The following is a 21,034-nucleotide window of genomic DNA, read 5'->3' as shown; positions in this document are numbered from 1 at the left end:
TAATTTACTATTTTACTATTTACATTTTACCATTTATCTCAGTTCCGCATTCAGCTGCTTTTTGAGTTGCGCTATAAGCTTGTTCATGATGGCCTCAATCTGCTTGTCACCCATGGTTTTCTCCTCGTCCTGGAGGATAAAGTTCACGGCGTAGCTCTTCTTATCTGCAGGAAGCTTGTCACCCTCATAAACGTCAAACAGTTCAACCTTCTTCAGCAACTTCTTCTCGGTCTGGCGAGCAATCTGCTCAATCTGAGCAAACTCTACACTCTTGTCAACCAACAGAGCCAGGTCGCGACTAACGGCCGGGAACTTTGGTACCTCGGTATAAAGCACCTCGTTCTTCTTAATTACCTTCATCAACGCAGTCCAGTTCAATTCTGCATAGAATACAGGTGCATCCAGTCCGAACAGCTTCAGCAGCTTCTTGGTAATAATCCCCATCTCGATGAGTTTCTTACCTCCACGGTTCTCGATAGTAAGACCGGCCGAGAAGATGTCGTTCTCGCTCTTCTTACGAACAATCATACCGGGCTTAACACCGATACGACGCAAAATATTCTCAACGTAGGCGCTCAGCTCGTAGAAGCTGCTCTCCTCGTTAGCATGAGCCCAACTGCCCTCAACACGCTTACCTGTGAGCCACAGGGCAGCATGATACTGTTCCTTGTAAGCCTGCATAGGATCGTCGAGGTTAGCCTTCTCGGGATCGAAAGTATATACGTTACCGAACTCAAAGAATCGCAGGTTTCCGCGCTTGCGGTTCACATTGTGCTGTACGCTCTCCAAACCACCAAACAGCAATGTCTGGCGCATCACATTCAGATCGGTACTCAGTGGGTTCATAATCTTTACGCAGTTCTCGGCAGCGTAGGCATTATGCCCTTCGTAGTAAGCACCCTTGGTGAGCGAGTTGTTCAGAATCTCGTTAAAGCCCTCGCCTACAAGCTGCTCGCTTACAATGTTAGCCAGCTTGTGCTTCTGGTCTTCGTCGCCCTTAATTACCAGGCTACCCTTCAGCTGGGTTGGAATCTCTACATTATTATATCCGTAGATGCGCAGGATATCCTCTACTACATCGCAAGGACGGGTAACGTCCACACGGTAAGCAGGAATCTCCAGCTTCAGGCCCTCAGCAGTCTCCTCGAGCACCTTCATCTCCAGGCTCTCGCAGATGGCCTTGATCTTATCGGTTGGAATCTCCTTACCAACCAATCCGTGAACATACTGATATGAGAGATCTACTACGGCATTCTCCATCTTCTCGGGATACACGTCCACAATTTCCATGCTCACCTTACCGCCAGCCAGTTCCTTGCACAGGATAGCGGCCTGCTGCAGGGCATAGATGGTGCCATTGGGATCAACACCACGCTCAAAACGGAAGCTAGCATCTGTGCTAAGTCCGTGGCGGCGTGCGCTCTTACGTATCCATGTTGGGTGGAAATAGGCACTCTCAAGCACCACATTCTTGGTAGTCTCGTAAGTACCGCTACCCTTACCACCGAAAACGCCGGCAATACACATGGGGTCCTCGGCATTGCAGATAGCCAGATCGCGGTCGCTCAGCTTGTGCTCCTCGCCGTCCAAAGTCTGGAATGGAGTGCCCTCGGGCATAGTCTTTACTACTATCTGATGCCCCTTTACCATGTCAGCATCAAAGGTATGTAAGGGCTGCCCATAGGCCATCATCACATAATTGGTAATGTCAACGATATTGTTGATGGGACGTAGTCCGATGGTATTCAACTTATTCTTTAACCACTCAGGACTCTCCTTGACTTCGCAATCCTTCACACTCACACAAGCATAGCGCTTACAAGCCTCAGTATTCTCAATCTTCACCTCAATAGGCAGGTCGTGATTATCAACCACGAACTTCGAACAATCAGGACGATGCATCTTAGTCTCATAGCCATTACTCTTCAACCAGGCATAAAGATCGCGCGCAACTCCCCAGTGGCTCAAACCATCAGCACGGTTGGCAGTGATATCTACCTCAATCAGCCAATCACTCTCAAGGTGGTAGTATTCTGCAGCAGGCGTACCTACCACAGCATCTTCAGGCAACACGATAATACCAGCGTGGTCGGTGCCAATACCAATCTCATCTTCAGCGCAGATCATTCCATTTGACTCCACACCACGCAACTTGCTTTTCTTAATAACAAACTCCTGATCACCATCGTAGAGCACGCAGCCCAAATCTGCCACGATTACTTTCTGACCTGCGGCAACATTAGGTGCACCACATACAATCTGCGATGGTTCTCCCTTACCCAGATCAACCGTTGTCACATGTAAGTGATCTGAATTTGGATGGGCCTCACAGGTAAGCACCTTACCTACATAAAGTCCCTTCAGACCGCCTTTAATACTCTGTACTTCTTCTAATGCGTCGACTTCCAGACCTGTTGATGTCAAAGCATCAGCAACCTGCTGTGCAGTCAGGTCGAAATCCACGTATTCCTTCAACCATTTGTAGGAAATATTCATTATACCAATTCTTTAGTAATTACTATCTTCGAAATTTCAGGATGCAAAGGTAGCAAAAAATTGGTATATACACAAATTTTTCCTGCAAAATCTATTCAATACACTTCATTAAGAAGTCAACGGCACCGTTTATGCCGAATTTTCGTACGTCAAGCGAGATATCATAGTTACGTGCATCGGTCCAATCCTTGCCTGTAAATGTCTTCGTGTACAGCTCACGACTATAGTCATTGTCCACTACCATCGCAGCCGCATCTCTCACATCGAGACCGTACTTTTGAGCAATTCGACGCTTACGGCAGTCCTCGCTCGAGTGAATAAACAGTTTCAGACAATTGGGATGATTCTCGAAAATATGGAATCCGCATCGCCCCACAATCACACAACTCTCTTTCGAGGCTATCTGTTTAATGGCAGCACACTGGGCGTCAAACAACTCGTGACTGGTTTGATCCTGCTCTGCACCATCGTATTCCGCTTTCGCCATGTAGTTACGATAGAAATCGGTAAAATCATCCCGCCAAAGCGGATTACGTGTTTCAATCTTTTCCATGGCTTCTTCTACTACTTGGTTGCGCTTAGCCACCTCATTCAAAATCTGCTTATCCAGCAGTTTTACATTCAGTCTTCGGGCAATTTCCGCACCAATCTCATGTCCGCCTGTACCGAACTGACGACTGATTGTAATTACAAATTTCTCCTCCCTATTCATATCGTTCCAAGTTTTAGTTAATAGATTCTCTTTGATGTTGCAAAAATAAAAAAAAGATTTGGAATTACCAAACCTTTTCCTTTATTTTTTCATTTTTTCAGTCTTTCATTTTCGCGTATCCAAGGTATTGCGCTACTGCATCCGCACATCGTTCTCCGTCAACACCTGCCGACACAATGCCGCCTGCATAGCCAGCACCCTCACCACAGGGGAAAAGCCCTTGAATACGAACATGCTGCAACGTTTCTCGATCACGAACAATACGCACTGGACTCGACGTACGCGTTTCTACCGCAATCATTACCGCCTCGTTAGTCAGAAAACCATGTGCGTTTTTACCGAAGGTCTTAAAGCCCTGTTGTAAACGCTTGCCAATCATTGGTGGCAACCAAAAATGCAACGGGCTCGAAATCAATCCTGGCGCATACGAAGACTTAGGCAAATCATAGCTCAACTTACCATTCACAAAGTCTGCCATACGCTGTGCAGGTGCCGTCTGTTTCATATTTCCTTGTTGCCAGCACGTCTTCTCCAATTGTTCCTGGAATCGCATCATAGCCAGACAGTCATCACCCTCAATATCCTCGGGACGTACCTCGACCACCATGCCGCTATTACTCCATGCTGTACCACGACTTGCCGGACTCATACCATTCACCACAATCTGTTCCTTATCGGTAGCTGCAGGAATTACAAAACCACCAGGACACATACAGAACGAATATACGCCACGACCATCAACCTGCGTAACCATTGCATATTCCGCAGCGGGCAACCATTGACCACGTCCCTGCTTGCTATGGTATTGTATCTGGTCTATCAGCTGACTCGGATGCTCCAATCGCACACCAACAGCTATTCCTTTCGCCTCAATCTCAATCTTTGCATCAGCCAGATAGCGATAAACATCTCGAGCCGAGTGACCTGTTGCTAGAATTACCGGACCATCATATTGCTGTTGTGTATCAGGACCTGGATGCTGACTGATAGCTTCAACACCTATCACTTTACCACCATCATCCATCACCAGTCGTGTCATTTTAGTCTGAAAATGCACTTCGCCACCACACCTGATGATTGTATTACGCATAGCCTCTATCACCTTTGGCAAACGGTCGGTACCAATATGCGGATGCGCATCAGCCAAAATAGCTGTCGAAGCCCCATGCTGACAAAACACATTAAGAATCTTATCCGTATTACCACGCTTTTTTGAACGCGTATATAACTTCCCATCACTATAAGCTCCAGCTCCACCCTCACCAAAACAATAGTTACTCTCACTATCTACCAGTTGTGTACGACTGATATTGGCCAAATCTTTCTTTCGGTCATGAACATTCTTACCACGTTCCAGTACAATGGGGCGAAGTCCTAATTCTATCAGGCGCAAGGCTGCAAACAAACCACCAGGCCCCGCACCTACCACAATCACCTGCGGACGGTCTTCAACGTTTGGATATTCAGTGTGAACATATTCATCATCCTTCGGCAACTCGTTGACATAAACACGAACCTTCAGGTTAACAAAAATCTGTCGTTGTCGCGCATCAATACTACGTTTAAGTATCCTAATCCCGTTGATACTATTGGGACTGATACCATATTCATCGCTCAGATAGCTTACTAACCTATCCTGCTGCGCTGCCACTTCCGGTCTGACTCTTATCTGATATTCATTAATCATTGTTTCTTGTATTTAATTAGGAAGGATCGTGGATAACGACCTTGATTTTAGAGATACGATGACCATCGAGTTCAGTAACCTCGAATGTAAAGTTTTCATAATCGAGACGTTCGTGAAGCTCGGGGAAGTCACCTTTGATTTCTAACAGCAAACCAGCCAGCGAGTCAGCATCACCCTCCACTGCTTCAAATGTCTCGTCGTCAAGATCAAGAATCTTGTAGAAATCACTCAACAGGGTTTTGCCTTCAAACACATAGGTGTTGGCGTTGATACGGGTGTAGAATTTCTCCTCTTCATCGTACTCATCATTAATCTCGCCCACAATCTCCTCAAGGATATCCTCGAGGGTAATAATACCACTGGTGCCGCCAAACTCATCGACAACAATAGCGATATGAACCTTATTTTCTTGAAAATCACGCAACAAATCGTCAATTTTCTTAGTCTCCGGAACGAAGTAAGGCGGCCGAATAAGCGATTGCCAACGAAATGACGAAGGCTTGGAAAGATGAGGTAGTAAGTCCTTGATATACAGTATACCACGAATATTATCTATAGTGTCTTGGTAGACTGGGATACGCGAATAATTATTCTCAACAATACACTTGAGCACCTCTGGGAAGGACAGACGAAAATCGAGATCGATAACATCCTGACGGCTCGTCATTACCTCCTTGGCTGTCTCATCACCAAAACGAACTATACCCTCAAGCATATTCTTCTCTTCTTTGAGCTCATTCTCGTCAGTAAGTTCAAGAGCTTGTTCCAAGTCGTCAACACTAAGGGCATGATTTTCCTTCTGTACAACCTTCTCGGCAATGATACCAGAGCGGATCAACACCGAAGAAAGTGGATAAAACAATTTACGAAGCACCATGATACTGCCAGCTACCCGACGGCAGAACAACAGAGCACGTTGACCAGCATAGACCTTCGGCATAATTTCACCAAATAGCAACAACAAGAAGGTCAGCAGAACAGTGATAACAACGAACTGCAACCAATAAGCAGCACCAAAATCGATGACATGTGCAAAAAAGTAATTGCAGAGCATAATAATGGTGACATTTACCAGATTATTGGTAATCAGGATTGTAGCCAAAGTGCGTTCAGAATCCTCGCGGAGTTGGAGTATGTACTTGTCGGCATCACCCCTCTCCTCATCGAGTTCATTGATATCATGAGGTGACAAAGAGAAAAAGGCTATTTCTGAACCGGATGCGAAACCGGAAAACAAAAGCAGCAATGCTGCTATAATAATCGCTATCACAGCCCCAAGACTTGGAGCTGTGACAGTAACTTCATTCAGGATTTGTTGAAGATAGTCCATTGTCTGATTTTGGTGAGAGCAATTCCATGTTGTCAGCCCATATCTCGGTTGCATAACGACGCTGACCCTGTTTGTCATCGTACGTAGTGTAACGGATACGACCTTCAATATACAATTTATCGCCCTTATGTACGTATTTCTCAACAATCTCGGCTAAACGGCGCCACAGAATAACGTTATGCCAATCTGTATGATCGGGAACCTGGGTACCATTCTGGAGGGTATAACCACGTTCTGTGGTTGCCAAGCGAACACGCGCCACAGCTACACCCTGATCAACATAACGAACTTCAGGATCCTGGCCTACATTGCCAATAAGCATAACCTTATTCATAATTGTAGTGATTTTAGTTGCAACTTATTTAGTTTTTCCTAAGAAACGGAATTTAAAATTCTTCCCCTTAGGCGACGGAAATTGACTACGAGAATCTACACGATCACGCAGATAATCAATAATACGTTCGTAACACTCCATACCTGAGAAGGCTTTTACACGTGCAACAAATTGTGTGTCACGATACTCGAATTTACCTGTACCTGGTACCATCAGTACACGTTTGAAGTCCACAATACCCTCATACCAGCCTTCGTTGACTTCCTGTAAACGAACCAGCGCTGGTGTTTGCTTGGCAGCATGAGCGTTGGCCTCAGTAGGATGTACGGCTTTCTTGTCCTTAAAGTCCTGCATGGTCTCGGCATCAGTCTTAATTATAATGAAATAAACCCTGGGGTGAACTTTATATCTTTTAGGATAGAACACGTCGCTCTGTGCATATTCGCGGATATCGGCCTCTAACAGAGGATTCATATCAATCTCATTGATTGATGCTAAAAAATCGATAGCCTCGTCAACAGTCTTAACGAGTGTCTCCTTATCAAAATATCTAATATATAAATTCATATTTGGTTGTTAAAGTAAAGATGTTGTTGTCGTTGTTTTCCTTATTAAGAGAGCGGAAAACGGGACTCGGACCCGCGACCCCAACCTTGGCAAGGTTGTGCTCTACCAACTGAGCTATTTCCGCAAAAAAGTCAATTATAAATGGTGAAGAGGAGGAGACTCGAACTCCCACGTCGCAATTGACACTACCCCCTCAAAGTAGCGCGTCTACCAATTCCGCCACCTCTCCAACATACGCTGAATAAAAAAGAGTGCCCAGAACAGGACTCGAACCTGCACGCCTTGCGGCACACGCACCTGAAACGTGCGCGTCTACCAATTCCGCCACCTGGGCATTTTTACCATTAAGGCCATTCCTTAATGACTCTTTTTTGTTCAACAAGTGAGCGGAAAACGGGACTCGGACCCGCGACCCCAACCTTGGCAAGGTTGTGCTCTACCAACTGAGCTATTTCCGCGTTATTCTCTTTATCAGAGGCATCTCTCTTGATTGCGGGTGCAAAGGTAATGCTTTTTTCGGAACTAACAAACTTTTCAGGCGTTTTTTTTTCAAAAAAGTGCGATTTTATCGAAATCTTGACAAAAATAGGCCTAATCCATGCGATTTCGGTAGTCTTCGTACCCAAAACGGCGCAAAATCTCCAAATGACTATCTGCATGAAGCATCCCTATAGCAGGATGTGAAATTCCGTTAAAAGTGCAAGTTTTCACGGTTGTGTAGTGAATCATATCCTCGAAAATCACTTCCTCCCCCATTTTTAATTCATGGTCGAAAGTCCACGAACCCATAAAATCACCACTCAAACAACTATTACCGCCCAAACGATATGTCATCGGTTCGGTAGCTTTTTCAATATCCACAATCTCTGCGCCACGTACTTCAGGCATATAAGGCATCTCCAAACAGTCAGGCATATGACATGTGAAGCTGACGTCAAGAATGGCTGTTTTGATTCCTTTGTCCTCCACAAGGTCAACTACATGCGATACAAGCGGACCAGTTTGCCAGGCAAACGCACTACCAGGTTCAAGGATTACCTGAAGCCAAGGATAGCGACTCTTGAAGTCGCGCATCAACTGGATAAGCAGTTCCACATCGTAATCTTTACGGGTCATGAGATGGCCACCACCAAAATTAATCCATTTGAGCTGAGGGAACCATTTAGCAAATTTCTCCTCGATATGTACAAGAGTACGCTGGAACACATCTGCCCCACTCTCGCAATGACAATGGCAGTGAAAACCTTCAATATCGGCAGGCAACTGCTCGGGCAGTTTATCTGCAGTAATACCAAAACGCGTACCTGGTGCGCATGGATTATATAATAAGGTACCAACCTCCGAATATTCTGGATTAACACGCAGTCCTAATGATACTGACTGGGCCTGCTGGTGAAAACGCTCATACTGCGACAGCGAGTTAAAGGTAATGTAGGATGAACACTTCACAATCTCAGGAAATTCCTCTTCTGTATAGGCAGGTGAGTATGTATGGGCAGGCGCCTTGAACTCCTCGAACGCCAAACGGGCCTCCGACAGTGAACTGGCGGTAGTGCTGTGGATATACTCACGGAAAATTGGGAACGTCTTCCAAAGGGCAAAAGCTTTGAAAGCAAGTATCACTTCAATATCGGCTTTCGCCGCAACTTCAGCAATCAGACTGAGGTTACGGCGAAGCTTTGTTTCTTCTATAATATAAATAGGTGTATTCATTTATTTCTTTAATGGAACTGTAAAGCTAAAAGTACTACCTTGTCCCTCGATGGACTCTACATAACAATCTCCTCCGTTCTTTCTAGCGAAGTCCTGACACAACTGCAAGCCGAGTCCAGAGCCTTCCTCACCGCCGGTTCCGTAGGTAGTATCACCTTTCTTAAAAATAGAACCGATACGATCGGCAGCTATACCAACACCATGGTCGGTGACGCTGATTCTTGCAAAATCTCCATCAGAATTCATCTTGATATCGATGGTCGAATTCTCTGGCGAGAACTTGATAGCATTCGACAGGAAATTACGCATTACCGTCTTCAGCATGTCGTTGTCGGCAGTAACAATAAGGCTATCGCTCGACGGCAACAGGTTCAACTTAATCTGCTTGGTCTGCGCAATCATCTCGAAGATTTCAACAACACCAGGAATAATATCGTTCAGATCGAGATCCTGAATAACCACATTCAGACGCCCAGTCTGACTCTTGGTCCACTTCAACAAGTTGTCAAGCAGATCGTGTACATCCTCAGATTCCCGATTTGCCTTATCCAACAACTCATACAGTTCAGGGCCTACAGTCTCAGGCGATGTTGATGCAACCACCAGATTGAGCACCATACGGATGCTGGCCATGGGTGAACGAAGATCGTGGGCAATAACTGAGTACATCTTATCGCGATTGGCGAGTGTAGCACGCAAATCGGTATTCTGCTGTTCAATGATACGCTTGGCAGCCACCAATGAAATCTGCTGCATCACACGCATCACCAACTCCTCCTTATTAAAAGGCTTGGTCAGGAAGTCACTGGCACCAACCTGAAATCCACGTACCAAATCCTGCGGTGTATTGAGTGCAGTTAGGAAGATGATGGGGATATCCTTAGTAGCTTCGTCCTTCTTCAGAATGATGGCAGCATCGAACCCACTAATGTCAGGCATCATGACATCGAGCAGAATCAAATCAGGTTTCTGACTTCTTGCCTGCTCAATACAAGTGGTGCCGTTGTTAGCGGTACATACTTGGAATTTCTCATTGGTAAGCAATATCTTCAACAAAAGGACATTACTTACTACATCGTCAACAATGAGTATTTTATACTCACTGCGGTTTATTTTAGATTCAAGAGTATCTGCTACATCCATTCTATAGAGTCAATTATTTAATACAATGACTTTGCAAAAATAGTGCAATAATTTGAAACTACCAAATTATTACACCATTTTTTTGCATTTTAGGGTCATAAAAGGGCTTTTACCCTCTTATCTTAGCGATATTCAGCCCACGATTTGATACCAATTTCATTTAATTTTATGGTACAGAATGCGTGAATGAACGCACTAGCCAAACGTGAATTGGTAATCAGAGGCACATTGAGGTCGATGGCCGCACGGCGAATCTTATAACCGTTGGTCAACTCATGGCTGGTCAAGTCCTTTGGAATATTGACTACCATATCAATCTTGTGCTCGTGGAGCAGATCGAGGGCCTGTGGCTGTGCATCCTCTGAGGGCCAATACACCATGGTATTCTGTACACCGTTGTCGGTCAGATACTTAGAAGTACCGCCTGTAGCATAGAGTTCATAGCCATTGTCGACCAGCTGACGGGCAGCGTCGAGCATCTCTGCCTTCTGCTTAGCCGAACCCGTAGAAAGCAGCACCGTCTTCTTGGGGATACGGTGCCCCACACTAAGCATGGCCTTGAGCAGTGCAGTGTCGGTATTATCGCCAATACAACCAACTTCACCAGTCGATGCCATATCAACACCAAGCACAGGGTCGGCCTTCTGCAGACGGTTGAAGCTGAACTGCGAAGCCTTGATACCTACATAGTCGAGATCGAAGAGGTTCTTGGCAGGCTTCTCTACAGGCAGCCCCAGCATCACCTTCGTAGCCAGGTCGATAAAGTTCATCTTCAGCACCTTGCTCACGAATGGGAAGCTACGCGATGAGCGCAGGTTACACTCAATCACAAGGATATCGTTCTCACGCGCCATGAACTGGATATTGAACGGACCATTGATATGCAATGCCTTGGCAATCTGACGAGAGATACGCTTGATACGACGAACGGTCTCTACATACAGTTTCTGTGGGGGGAACTGGATGGTGGCATCTCCAGAATGCACGCCGGCGAACTCGATATGCTCACTGATGGCATATGCCAGAATTTCACCATCCTTAGCTACAGCATCCATTTCAATTTCCTTGGCATTCTCAATGAACTTTGAAACAACCACAGGATGATCTTCCGACACATTGGCTGCCAACTGCAGGAACTTCTCAAGTTCTTCCTTGTTCGAGCAGACATTCATAGCAGCACCCGAGAGCACATACGAGGGACGCACCAGTACAGGGAATCCTACACGGTCCACAAAGCGGTCAATATCCTCCATTGAGGTAAGCGCGCTCCATTCAGGCTGGTTTACGCCTATCTCATTGAGCATCTGTGAGAACTTAGCACGATCCTCTGCACCATCAATATCAACTGCCTGAGTACCAAGGATGTTTACGTGCTGTTCGTCGAGATATACAGCCAGATTGTTAGGAATCTGTCCACCTGTCGAAACAATCACACCGTAAGGCTGCTCCATGTCGATAATGTCAAGCACACGCTCAAAAGTGAGCTCGTCGAAGTACAGACGATCACACATATCATAGTCTGTCGACACTGTCTCAGGGTTATAGTTGATCATAACTGAGCGCCAACCTTCCTTGCGGATGGTATTCAATGCCTGAACGCCACACCAGTCGAACTCTACCGAAGAACCGATACGATAGGCACCAGAGCCCAGCACGATGATACTCTTCTTGTCGGCCTCGAACTGGATATCACTGGCAACGCCACTGTAAGTCACGTACAGATAGTTGGTCTGTGCAGGATACTCGGCAGCCAAGGTGTCAATCTGCTTGACTACAGGCAGGATACCGAACTGCTTACGACGGTTACGAACCAGCAGCAGTGCCTCGTGCATATTACGAGTCTCGCCCTCCAATCCGATAGCACGGGCAATCTGGAAATCGGTAAAGCCGTATACCTTCGCCTCGCGCAACAGGTCTTTCTCAAGGGTATTGATATTCTGTTTCTTCAACTTCTCGTCAATATCAATAATGTGCTTCAGCTTCTGCAGGAACCACTTATCAATCTTGGTCAACTCATGAATGCGGTCGATGTCGTAAAGCTTATCATGCATGGCCTTCGAGATGACGAAGATACGCTTATCTGTTGGCTCACGCAGCGCAGCATCGATATCAGCAATCTTCAGCTCCTTGTTCTCCACAAAGCCGTGCATGCCCTGACCAATCATACGCAAGCCTTTCTGGATAGCCTCCTCAAAGTTACGACCTATGGCCATCACCTCACCAACTGACTTCATTGATGAACCGAGCTCCTTATCAACACCGTGGAACTTCGAGAGGTCCCAGCGTGGAATCTTACATACCACATAGTCGAGTGCAGGCTCAAAGAAGGCGCTGGTAGTCTTGGTTACCGAGTTCTTCAGCTCAAACAAGCCATAGCCCATACCCAGCTTGGCAGCAACGAAAGCCAAGGGATAACCGGTGGCCTTTGATGCCAATGCCGATGAACGGCTCAAACGGGCATTCACCTCGATCACACGATAGTCTTCCGACTGTGGGTCGAAAGCGTACTGCACATTACACTCACCAACGATACCGATATGACGGATAATCTTAATGGCCAGTGCGCGGAGTTTGTGATATTCAGAGTTAGTAAGCGTCTGTGAAGGCGCAATCACAATCGACTCGCCGGTATGAATGCCCAGAGGGTCGAAGTTCTCCATATTACATACGGTGATACAGTTGTCATACTTATCGCGTACCACCTCATACTCTATCTCTTTCCAACCTTTCAGCGACTTCTCTACCAGTACCTGAGGCGAGAAGGCAAAGGCTTTCTCGGCCAACTTATCGAGTTCTTCCTCGTTGTCGCAGAAACCCGATCCCAGTCCGCCGAGAGCGTAAGCCGCACGCAGAATCACAGGATAGCCCAGCGACTTGGCGGCCTTACGAGCACTCTCGATATCCGAGCAAGCCTCGCTCTTGATGGTCTTCACACCAATCTCGTCGAGCTTCTTAACAAACAGATCACGGTCCTCAGTATCCATGATGGCCTGCACCGGTGTACCCAGCACCTTCACGCCGTATTTCTCCAGCACGCCACTCTGATAGAGTTCCACGCCGCAGTTCAAAGCCGTCTGGCCACCGAATGCCAGCAAGATGCCGTCAGGACGCTCCTTCTCGATGACACGCTCTACGAAATAGGGCTGAACAGGCAGGAAATAGATCTCGTCAGCCACACCTTCCGATGTCTGCACTGTGGCGATATTAGGGTTGATGAGCACCGTCTTCACGCCCTCTTCACGCAGCGCTTTCAGAGCTTGCGAACCACTATAGTCAAACTCTCCGGCCTCGCCGATCTTCAATGCGCCGCTACCCAACAGCAGCACTTTCTTTATATTGTTATCTTTCATAATGTCTCAATAAAACGGTCAAACATAAATTCTGTATCAACAGGACCTGAGCAGGCCTCTGGGTGGAACTGGCTTGAGAACCAAGGCAGCGACAGGTGACGAATACCCTCGTTAGAGCCATCGTTCATATTGACGAAAAGCTCGCGCCAGTCATTGCCCAGTGTAGAGGCGTCAACAGCATATCCATGATTCTGAGAGGTAACATAGCAACGGTTGGTACCCACTTCGCGAACAGGCTGGTTGTGCGAACGGTGTCCGTACTTCAGTTTGTAAATAGTGGCACCACCGGCCTTGGCCAGCAACTGGTTACCCATACAGATACCACAGATAGGCTTACGCGAAGCCGACATCTGCTTTCTCAGGATCTCTACAGCGTCTACACACATATCAGGATCACCAGGGCCGTTAGCCAGGAAAAGTCCGTCGAATTCCATGTTGGTATAGTCATAATTCCAAGGTACGCGGATCACCTCGACACCGCGATTGATGAGGCAGCGGATGATGTTATTCTTCACACCACAATCCACGAGCACCACCTTGCGACCAGCACCTTCATTGTAGCGGATAACATCTTTGCACGATACCTTGTCAACCCAGTTAATACCCTCATACTCTGCTGTAGGAATGTTATCGGGCTCGTCGTCGAAAAGTATCTGTCCCATCATTACACCATGCTCACGCAGTACTTTGGTAAGCTCACGTGTATCAATACCTGTAATGCCGGGCACGCCCTCGCGCTTCAGCCAGTCGCCCAGGCTCTCATTGGCATTCCAGTGAGAATAAGCCTGACTATAGTCGCTCACAATGATGGCCGATGCATAAATCTTATCGCTCTCCATGAAGGTAGCCAAGCCATTAGCTTCGACGCTGAATGGGGGCACACCATAGTTTCCTACCAAGGGGAAAGTCAGGGTCATCAACTGTCCGGCATAGCTGGGATCGGTCAGCGACTCAGGGTAACCCATCATCGCCGTGTTGAATACCACCTCACCAGCTACAGGCTGCTCGCTACCGAAGCTCTTGCCGTGAAATTTTGTTCCGTCCGAAAGGACCAGTGTTACATCTCTCATATTCTACGTTTAATATATCTTTTTGCTCTAATTTCAGAAAAAAGGCGAAACGTTAAAAAACGAATCGCCTTATAAATCATTCAACGGTCACCGACTTTGCTAAGTTTCGGGGCTGGTCAACGTTTTTGCCTTTACAAACAGCAACGTGATAAGCCAACAACTGCAGAGGAATCGTGGCAACCAACGGTTCCAGACACTCAATCACGTCGGGCAACTCAATCACCTCATCGGCAATCTTGGAAATAGTGTCATCGCCCTTGGAAACGAGCGCAATAACCCTACCCTGACGCGCCTTAATCTCCTGAATATTAGACAGCACTTTCTCGTACATCGCATTGTGGGTAGCGATGACAACAACAGGCATGTCTGAGTCAATCAGTGCGATAGGTCCGTGTTTCATCTCGGCCGCAGGATATCCTTCGGCGTGGATGTAAGAAATCTCCTTCAGTTTCAGCGCACCCTCAAGAGCAACGGGGTAAGAGAAGCCACGTCCTAAATAGAGGAAATTGTGCGCGTATGTAAAGGTGCGTGCCAAATCGGCCACCTTTTCGTTAGTCTGCAGCACCTCGCGGATCTTCGTCGGGATCTCGCTCAGTCCCTTTACTATCTTCAGATACTCATTGCGATCGATGGTTCCCTTTGCTTCACCCATGGCCAGTGCAATCATGGTGAGCACGGTCACCTGACCAGTGAATGCCTTGGTAGAAGCCACACCGATCTCAGGACCCACATGGATGTAAGTACCAGTATCAGTAGCACGAGGAATAGAAGAACCGATGGCGTTACAGATACCATAGATAAAGGCACCCTTTTCCTTGGCCAGCTGAACAGCAGCCAACGTATCGGCAGTCTCGCCACTCTGAGAGATAGCTATCACCACATCACCCTTACCTACTACAGGATTACGATAACGGAACTCTGAAGCGTACTCCACTTCTACGGGGATACGACAGAGTGTCTCAATAATCTGTTTGCCGATCAGTCCGGCATGCCATGAAGTTCCGCAAGCCACGATAACCACACGCTTTGCGCTAAGCAACTCACGGCGATAGTCGATAAGCGCCGACAATGTTACATGGTCTGCTTCTACATTCACACGACCACGCATACAGTTAGTCAGACACTCTGGCTGCTCAAAAATCTCCTTCAGCATGAAGTGCGGATAACCACCCTTCTCTATCTGTCCAAGATCGATATCAACGGTCTTCACGGCCAACTCCTGGTCCTCACCATGTACATTGACCACATGAAGGTCCTCGCCACGACGAATCACAGCGATGTTTCCATCCTCCAGGTACACTACCTTATCTGTATATTCCACGATAGGACTGGCATCCGAACCGAGGAAGAACTCATCCTCACCGATACCGACTACCAGCGGACTCTGTTTACGAGCGCAGATAATCTGGTCGGCATCACGCTTATCGAGTACAGCGATGGCGTAAGCACCAATCACCTGATAGAGCGCTATCTGAACAGCAGTAAGCAGGTCGAGATTCTTATGTTCCTTAATATATTCTATCAACTGTACCAGCACCTCAGTATCGGTATCCGAAACGAAGTGTACGCCTTTCTGCTGCAGTTTCTCCTTCAGCTCGGCATAGTTCTCAATAATACCGTTATGGATGATGGCCAGGTTCTTACTTTCAGAATAGTGTGGATGGGCATTACGCGAAGATGGTTCGCCATGAGTAGCCCAACGCGTATGAGCAATACCTACAGTTCCGGTTGTATTTTTGTCATTGCAATACTCACAAAGATTGTCGACTTTACCTTTCGACTTGTAAACATTCAAGTCACCATCGCTATTGATAAGAGCTACGCCAGCGCTATCGTAACCACGATATTCCAATCGGCGCAAGCCTTTAATCAGTATGGGGAAAGCTTCTTTATTCCCGATGTATCCTACGATTCCGCACATACTATAATTTGTCTTTTTGTCGTCTTTATTGTATTTTCGGCTGCAAAATTACAATAAAAATCTGAATCGGCAAACATTTTGCTAAAAAAACTTTCGAAAAAGTTACATAAAACAAAAATCCACCATGATTCGCATCATGATGGATTCTTGCGGTGCGTACGAGATTCGAACTCGTGACCTCCTGCGTGACAGGCAGGCATTCTAACCTACTGAACTAACGCACCATTTACTATGGAACGAATGAAAAAAAACTTAGCGGTGCGTACGAGATTCGAACTCGTGACCTCCTGCGTGACAGGCAGGCATTCTAACCTACTGAACTAACGCACCAAAGAACGCTTTTCTTGTTTGCGGGTGCAAAGGTAGTGATAATTTTGGAACTACCAAAACTTTTTGGCGTTTTTTTTGCGATTAAACCGCATTTTTTCTAAAAAACGTACTGAAGTAGCACCGAATCGCGGTATTTTGCGCCATCGAAGAGCCAATCTGTGATTTTTGAGCCGAACTTGTAACCGGCTTTCTCGAAGAGCCTCAATGATACTTTATTCTCTAAATCTATATATGCATAAAGCTGATGCAGGTGCAAAACATGGAGTGCATAATCGTTCAAACGGGCCAAAATAGCAGTACCATACCCCTGATGACGATACTTATTGAGCACAATCAGTCCTACTTCGGCGCGACAGTTGGCAGGATCAAAGTTCACCAGGTCGGCCACGCCAACCACTTCTCCCGCTTCATTCTCTACCATCATACGTACCTGTCGGTCGGTATAGATGTCATTTTTGGCATTGGCCACATACTCATGCAGCAGATAGCGCGAGTATGGCACATTACTATTCCCCACGTTCCACAACTCCACGTCGTTCTCGATGCGATACAGCAAGTCGAGGTCTTCGGGCTCAATCGCTCTCAGTGTAATCTGTTCCATCCTTATAACTGCAGTTTTTTACGAATAATATCGATCAGTGCCAACGAAGCACGGAAATAGATGGCCATCTTGACAGGCACAGTAAAGAAGAAGCTCAAATGACTGTAATGCTTGCGGAAGAAGATCAGCATGGCTTGATAGAACACATGCACATAGCGGAAATCCGACTTTACAGTCGACTGCCCCTTATAGTGAACAATGTCGAACGGCAGATACCAGTTCTGCCAGCCACCTTTCAGCAGACGATACGACAGGTCGATATCCTCGCCATACATAAAGAAGTCCTCGTCGAGCAGTCCGACCTGGTCGATGGCCTTGCGACGAAGCAGGAAGAAGGCGCCACTAACCACCTCAATCTGCGTGGGTCGGTCCCATGGCAGATAACTCATATAGTAAGTCTTGGTAAGACCGAGCATTTTTCGGGCGGCAACAAACGGCGACGGGATGGCGCGACGACTCTCGGGCGCCACGCTACCGTCTTCGTTGTGCATACGCACGCCAGCAGCCCCCGCAACGGGATGCTCATCCATAAAGGCCACTACCCCGCGCAAGGTTTCCTCGGCCACCACAGTGTCTGGGTTGAGCAACAGCACATACTCGCCTTTCGACTGTCGGATAGCAAGGTTATTGCCTTTCGAGAATCCCAGGTTCTCCTTATTTATAATAAGATGTACCCACGCGTATTCGCGCGCGATCACCTCAACAGTATCGTCAGTCGAACAGTTATCGACCACGAAGACCTCGCTCTCGATACCTTCGAGCGCACGCTGCACACTATCCAGACAGGCAGTCAGGAATGGGCGCACATTATAACTGACTATGACAACCGAGAGCTTCATGCGGCGTTTTCACCCTCGTTCTCGTCCTCAACCTCGGCTTCACAACGGCTCATGCTCGGATAGATAAACGGCAGACACAGCAGCTGGATGATAGCCATATAACCGAAGGTGGTGTTCAGAAACATGTAGTACAGATAAGTATTCACCATCATGGGCAGACCGATGATCACTAGGCGCAGGGTTCCCCACTTACGCAGAGCATCGTACTTGCGGGTAACCAGATCGTTGTGTACCTTCTGGAACTTAAACAGACGCAGTCCCAGGAACACGCCTCCCAGAGTAACAAGCTCCATCACGGCGGTAATCAGGAATTCCAAATTGCTGTCATCGGTACTGAAACCAGATTCGAAAATGTTTGTCTCGAATAAAACCACGGTGCCGAGCGCATAGGCTACGAACACACAGAAGACAGCCATTAGTTCTTTTTTTGTTTCTTTCATTTTGAGTAGTTATGATTAATTGTTCTGGATTATTTTTCTTCGAATAGAGTGCGGTTGGCAATCGAACGGCCGAGGGTCACCTCATCGGCATACTCCAGTTCATTGCCCACAGCAATACCACGGGCTATCACGCTCACCTTGACACCCGATGATGCCAGCTTGCGGTAGATAAAGAAGTTGGTCGTGTCGCCTTCCATCGTTGGGCTCAGCGCCAGAATCACCTCTTTGATAGTGCCCTCACCCACGCGTTGAATAAGCGAGTCGATCTCGATATCGGCCGGTCCCATACCATCCATAGGCGAGATTACACCACCTAACACATGGTAGAGTCCATGAAACGTCTGGGTATTCTCAATGGCCATCACGTCCTGGATATTCTCCACGACACATACGATAGATTGATCGCGGCGCTGATCGGCACAGATCGGACACACCTCGCTATCGCTGATATTATGACACACGCGGCAGTACTTCACTTCCTGCTTCAGCTGGCTCACAGCGCCGGCAAAGTTTGCCACATCCTGATCATCCTGACGTAGCAGCCACAGCACCAGGCGCAAAGCGGTCTTACGTCCGATACCAGGCAACTTCGAGAACTCCTGCACAGCCTTTTCCAGTAACTGCGATGGGTATTGTTGTTGAATCATTGTCAATTATCAATTCTAAATTTCAGATAGTTCCAGCCAGCGCATTGATTTCTCGTCGAGCTCGTCGTTCAGCTGTGGCAGGCGCTTGCTTAAACGTGTAATCTCATCTACCGAGGTAGTGCCGCCACAGAGCGCTTCCTCTATCTGTTTCTTCTCTGCCTCAAGGGCCTCGATATCCTTCTCCAACTGCTCCAGCTCGCGTTTTTCCTTATACGAGAGCTTACGCTTGCCATTCGGTGCAGTAGCAGCCTGAGCGGCATTGTTTGCCGGATTCTGATTGTCGCTGGCATTGGCACGGTTAGCACCGTTCGACTTAGGCTTCTCCTTGGATTCATCAGGCTGCAGCTGGCTCCATGCGCGATACTGCGTATAGTTGCCAGGGAAATCCTTGATGTCACCCTCGCCTTTGAACACCAGCAGATGGTCCACCACCTTATCCATGAAGTAGCGGTCGTGGCTCACCACGATCACACAACCAGGGAAATCCTGCAGATATTCCTCCAGAATCTGAAGGGTCACAATATCGAGGTCGTTCGTAGGCTCGTCGAGTACCAGGAAATTCGGGTTCTTCATCAGCACGGTACAGAGGTAGAGCTTGCGGCGCTCGCCACCACTCAGTTTATACACGTAGTTGTGCTGCTGTTCGGGCGTAAACATGAAGTGCTGCAGGAACTGCGAAGCAGTCAGATGCTTACCGCCACCCATATCGATATAATCAGCTATCTCCTTCACCACATCAATGACCTTGGTCTGCTCGTCGAACTGTAATCCCTCCTGCGAGAAATAACCGAACCTGACGGTATCACCGATATCAAACTTACCGCTATCGGGCGCTACCTGACCGAGCAGCATCTTGATGAAGGTCGATTTTCCGGTACCATTATTGCCCACGATACCCATCTTCTCAAAGCGCGAGAAGTTGTAGTAGAAATCCTTGAGGATAGTGAGCGGCTCAGCATCGGCACGCTCAAACGCTTTCGACACATACTGACACTCGAAAATCTTCGAGCCGATATAGACATTGCGCGACTTGAGGCGCACCTGTCGTTCCTCGATACGCTGCTTGGCCACCTTTTCAAGTTCGTAGAAGGCCTCCTCACGATAGCGGGCCTTATGACCTCGTGCCTGAGGCATACGGCGCATCCACTCCAGTTCGGTACGATACAGATTGTTGGCACGTGCTATCTCGGCATGGCGATTGTCAATACGTTCCTGTCGTTTCTCCAGATAGTAGCTATAGTTGCCACGATAGGTATAGACGGTCTGATCATCCAGCTCCAGAATCACAGAGCACACACGGTCCAGGAAGAAACGGTCGTGCGTCACCATCAGCAGCGTCTTGTTGCCACGATTCAGATAGCCCTCCAACCACTCAATCATCTCCAGGTCGAGATGGTTCGTCGGCTCGTCGAGAATCAGCAGGTCGGGATCGGTAATCAGCACATTGGCCAGTGCCACACGTTTCTGCTGTCCACCACTCAGCTGCCCCATAGGCTGCTCCAAGTCGCGAATCTTCAACTGTGTTAATATCTGCTTGGCTTTCAGCATCTTATCAAGATCGCCTTGATGATTAAAGCAGGCATCGAGCACACTCTCCATCGGGTCGAACACCGGACTCTGCTCGAGCATGCCTACACGCAGATCGCGACGGAAGATAATCTCGCCGTCATCGTAGCCTTCCTTGCCCGACAGGATAGAAAGCAATGTGGATTTACCTGTACCGTTCTTGGCTATCAGGCCCACCTTCTGTCCCTCGGCAACCGAAAAGCTTAAATCACGAAACAACACCAGACTTCCAAATGATTTCGTCAGGTGTTGCACGTCCAAGTATGGATTTTCCTTTGCCATTATATT

16 protein-coding genes and 6 tRNA genes are annotated in these 21,034 nt (G+C 47.5%); all 22 read right to left on the bottom strand.

Annotated elements, in window-relative coordinates; genetic code table 11:
* Window positions 1-33: 33 nt before the first annotated feature.
* The gene (gene pheT, locus T495_RS0105480; protein WP_028904555.1) at window positions 34-2,496 is read right to left on the bottom strand and encodes a phenylalanine--tRNA ligase subunit beta; all 2,463 of its coding nucleotides are present in this window, start codon (window positions 2,494-2,496) and stop codon (window positions 34-36) included.
* A gap of 91 nt (window positions 2,497-2,587) precedes the next feature.
* On the bottom strand, window positions 2,588-3,208 hold the full coding sequence (locus T495_RS0105475; RefSeq protein WP_028904556.1) for an AAA family ATPase: 621 nt from the start codon (window positions 3,206-3,208) through the stop codon (window positions 2,588-2,590).
* A 97-nt stretch (window positions 3,209-3,305) separates the two neighbouring features.
* Window positions 3,306-4,895: an NAD(P)/FAD-dependent oxidoreductase gene (locus T495_RS0105470; protein ID WP_033147894.1), complete on the bottom strand. Its 1,590-nt coding sequence runs from the start codon at window positions 4,893-4,895 to the stop codon at window positions 3,306-3,308.
* A gap of 16 nt (window positions 4,896-4,911) precedes the next feature.
* Window positions 4,912-6,225, bottom strand: a complete 1,314-nt coding sequence (gene gldE, locus T495_RS0105465; RefSeq protein WP_051651867.1) for a gliding motility-associated protein GldE — start codon at window positions 6,223-6,225, stop codon at window positions 4,912-4,914.
* Window positions 6,197-6,559, bottom strand: a complete 363-nt coding sequence (locus T495_RS0105460) for a single-stranded DNA-binding protein (protein WP_033147893.1) — start codon at window positions 6,557-6,559, stop codon at window positions 6,197-6,199. Before T495_RS0105460 ends, gldE begins: the two co-directional genes overlap by 29 nt.
* A 24-nt stretch (window positions 6,560-6,583) precedes the next feature.
* Window positions 6,584-7,126, bottom strand: a complete 543-nt coding sequence (locus T495_RS0105455; RefSeq protein ID WP_028904559.1) for a hypothetical protein — start codon at window positions 7,124-7,126, stop codon at window positions 6,584-6,586.
* Between the two features lie 51 nt (window positions 7,127-7,177).
* Window positions 7,178-7,250, bottom strand: a tRNA-Gly gene (locus tag T495_RS0105450).
* An 18-nt stretch (window positions 7,251-7,268) separates the two neighbouring features.
* Window positions 7,269-7,355, bottom strand: a tRNA-Leu gene (locus T495_RS0105445).
* 23 nt (window positions 7,356-7,378) lie between these two features.
* Window positions 7,379-7,460 (bottom strand) — tRNA-Leu (locus T495_RS0105440).
* Between the two features lie 51 nt (window positions 7,461-7,511).
* Window positions 7,512-7,584, bottom strand: a tRNA-Gly gene (locus T495_RS0105435).
* Between the two features lie 133 nt (window positions 7,585-7,717).
* Window positions 7,718-8,839: a carboxynorspermidine decarboxylase gene (gene nspC / locus T495_RS0105430; RefSeq protein WP_033147892.1), complete on the bottom strand. Its 1,122-nt coding sequence runs from the start codon at window positions 8,837-8,839 to the stop codon at window positions 7,718-7,720.
* A complete protein-coding gene (locus tag T495_RS0105425) occupies window positions 8,840-9,982 on the bottom strand; it encodes a hybrid sensor histidine kinase/response regulator (RefSeq protein WP_028904561.1) in 1,143 nt (380 codons plus the stop codon).
* A 122-nt stretch (window positions 9,983-10,104) separates the two neighbouring features.
* Window positions 10,105-13,332: a carbamoyl-phosphate synthase (glutamine-hydrolyzing) large subunit gene (carB, locus tag T495_RS0105420; RefSeq protein ID WP_033147891.1), complete on the bottom strand. Its 3,228-nt coding sequence runs from the start codon at window positions 13,330-13,332 to the stop codon at window positions 10,105-10,107.
* Window positions 13,329-14,402 (bottom strand): glutamine-hydrolyzing carbamoyl-phosphate synthase small subunit, encoded by a 1,074-nt coding sequence (gene carA, locus T495_RS0105415; protein WP_028904563.1) that lies wholly within the window; start codon window positions 14,400-14,402, stop codon window positions 13,329-13,331. Before carA ends, carB begins: the two co-directional genes overlap by 4 nt.
* A gap of 76 nt (window positions 14,403-14,478) precedes the next feature.
* On the bottom strand, window positions 14,479-16,323 hold the full coding sequence (gene glmS, locus T495_RS0105410) for a glutamine--fructose-6-phosphate transaminase (isomerizing) (RefSeq protein ID WP_033147890.1): 1,845 nt from the start codon (window positions 16,321-16,323) through the stop codon (window positions 14,479-14,481).
* Window positions 16,324-16,473: 150 nt separating this feature from the next.
* Window positions 16,474-16,547: transfer RNA gene (locus T495_RS0105405), tRNA-Asp, on the bottom strand.
* A 32-nt stretch (window positions 16,548-16,579) separates the two neighbouring features.
* Window positions 16,580-16,653 (bottom strand) — tRNA-Asp (locus T495_RS0105400).
* A gap of 97 nt (window positions 16,654-16,750) precedes the next feature.
* Window positions 16,751-17,254, bottom strand: a complete 504-nt coding sequence (locus T495_RS0105395) for a GNAT family N-acetyltransferase (RefSeq protein ID WP_033147889.1) — start codon at window positions 17,252-17,254, stop codon at window positions 16,751-16,753.
* A 2-nt stretch (window positions 17,255-17,256) separates the two neighbouring features.
* Window positions 17,257-18,093 (bottom strand): glycosyltransferase family 2 protein, encoded by an 837-nt coding sequence (locus T495_RS0105390; protein WP_033148080.1) that lies wholly within the window; start codon window positions 18,091-18,093, stop codon window positions 17,257-17,259.
* Window positions 18,090-18,533, bottom strand: coding sequence for a hypothetical protein (locus tag T495_RS0105385; RefSeq protein WP_028904593.1), 444 nt, complete (start codon window positions 18,531-18,533; stop codon window positions 18,090-18,092). Before T495_RS0105385 ends, T495_RS0105390 begins: the two co-directional genes overlap by 4 nt.
* Window positions 18,534-18,562: 29 nt before the next feature.
* Window positions 18,563-19,180 carry a recombination mediator RecR gene (gene recR, locus T495_RS0105380; RefSeq protein ID WP_033147888.1) on the bottom strand — a complete coding sequence of 206 codons (618 nt, stop codon included), beginning with the start codon at window positions 19,178-19,180 and terminating at the stop codon, window positions 18,563-18,565.
* Between the two features lie 15 nt (window positions 19,181-19,195).
* The gene (gene abc-f, locus T495_RS0105375) at window positions 19,196-21,028 is read right to left on the bottom strand and encodes a ribosomal protection-like ABC-F family protein (protein WP_033147887.1); all 1,833 of its coding nucleotides are present in this window, start codon (window positions 21,026-21,028) and stop codon (window positions 19,196-19,198) included.
* Window positions 21,029-21,034: the final 6 nt, after the last annotated feature.

This window comes from Prevotella sp. P6B1 (assembly GCF_000702825.1).
Classification (GTDB): Bacteria; Bacteroidota; Bacteroidia; order Bacteroidales; family Bacteroidaceae; genus Prevotella.
This window is presented reverse-complemented; position numbering and strand designations above follow the sequence as displayed.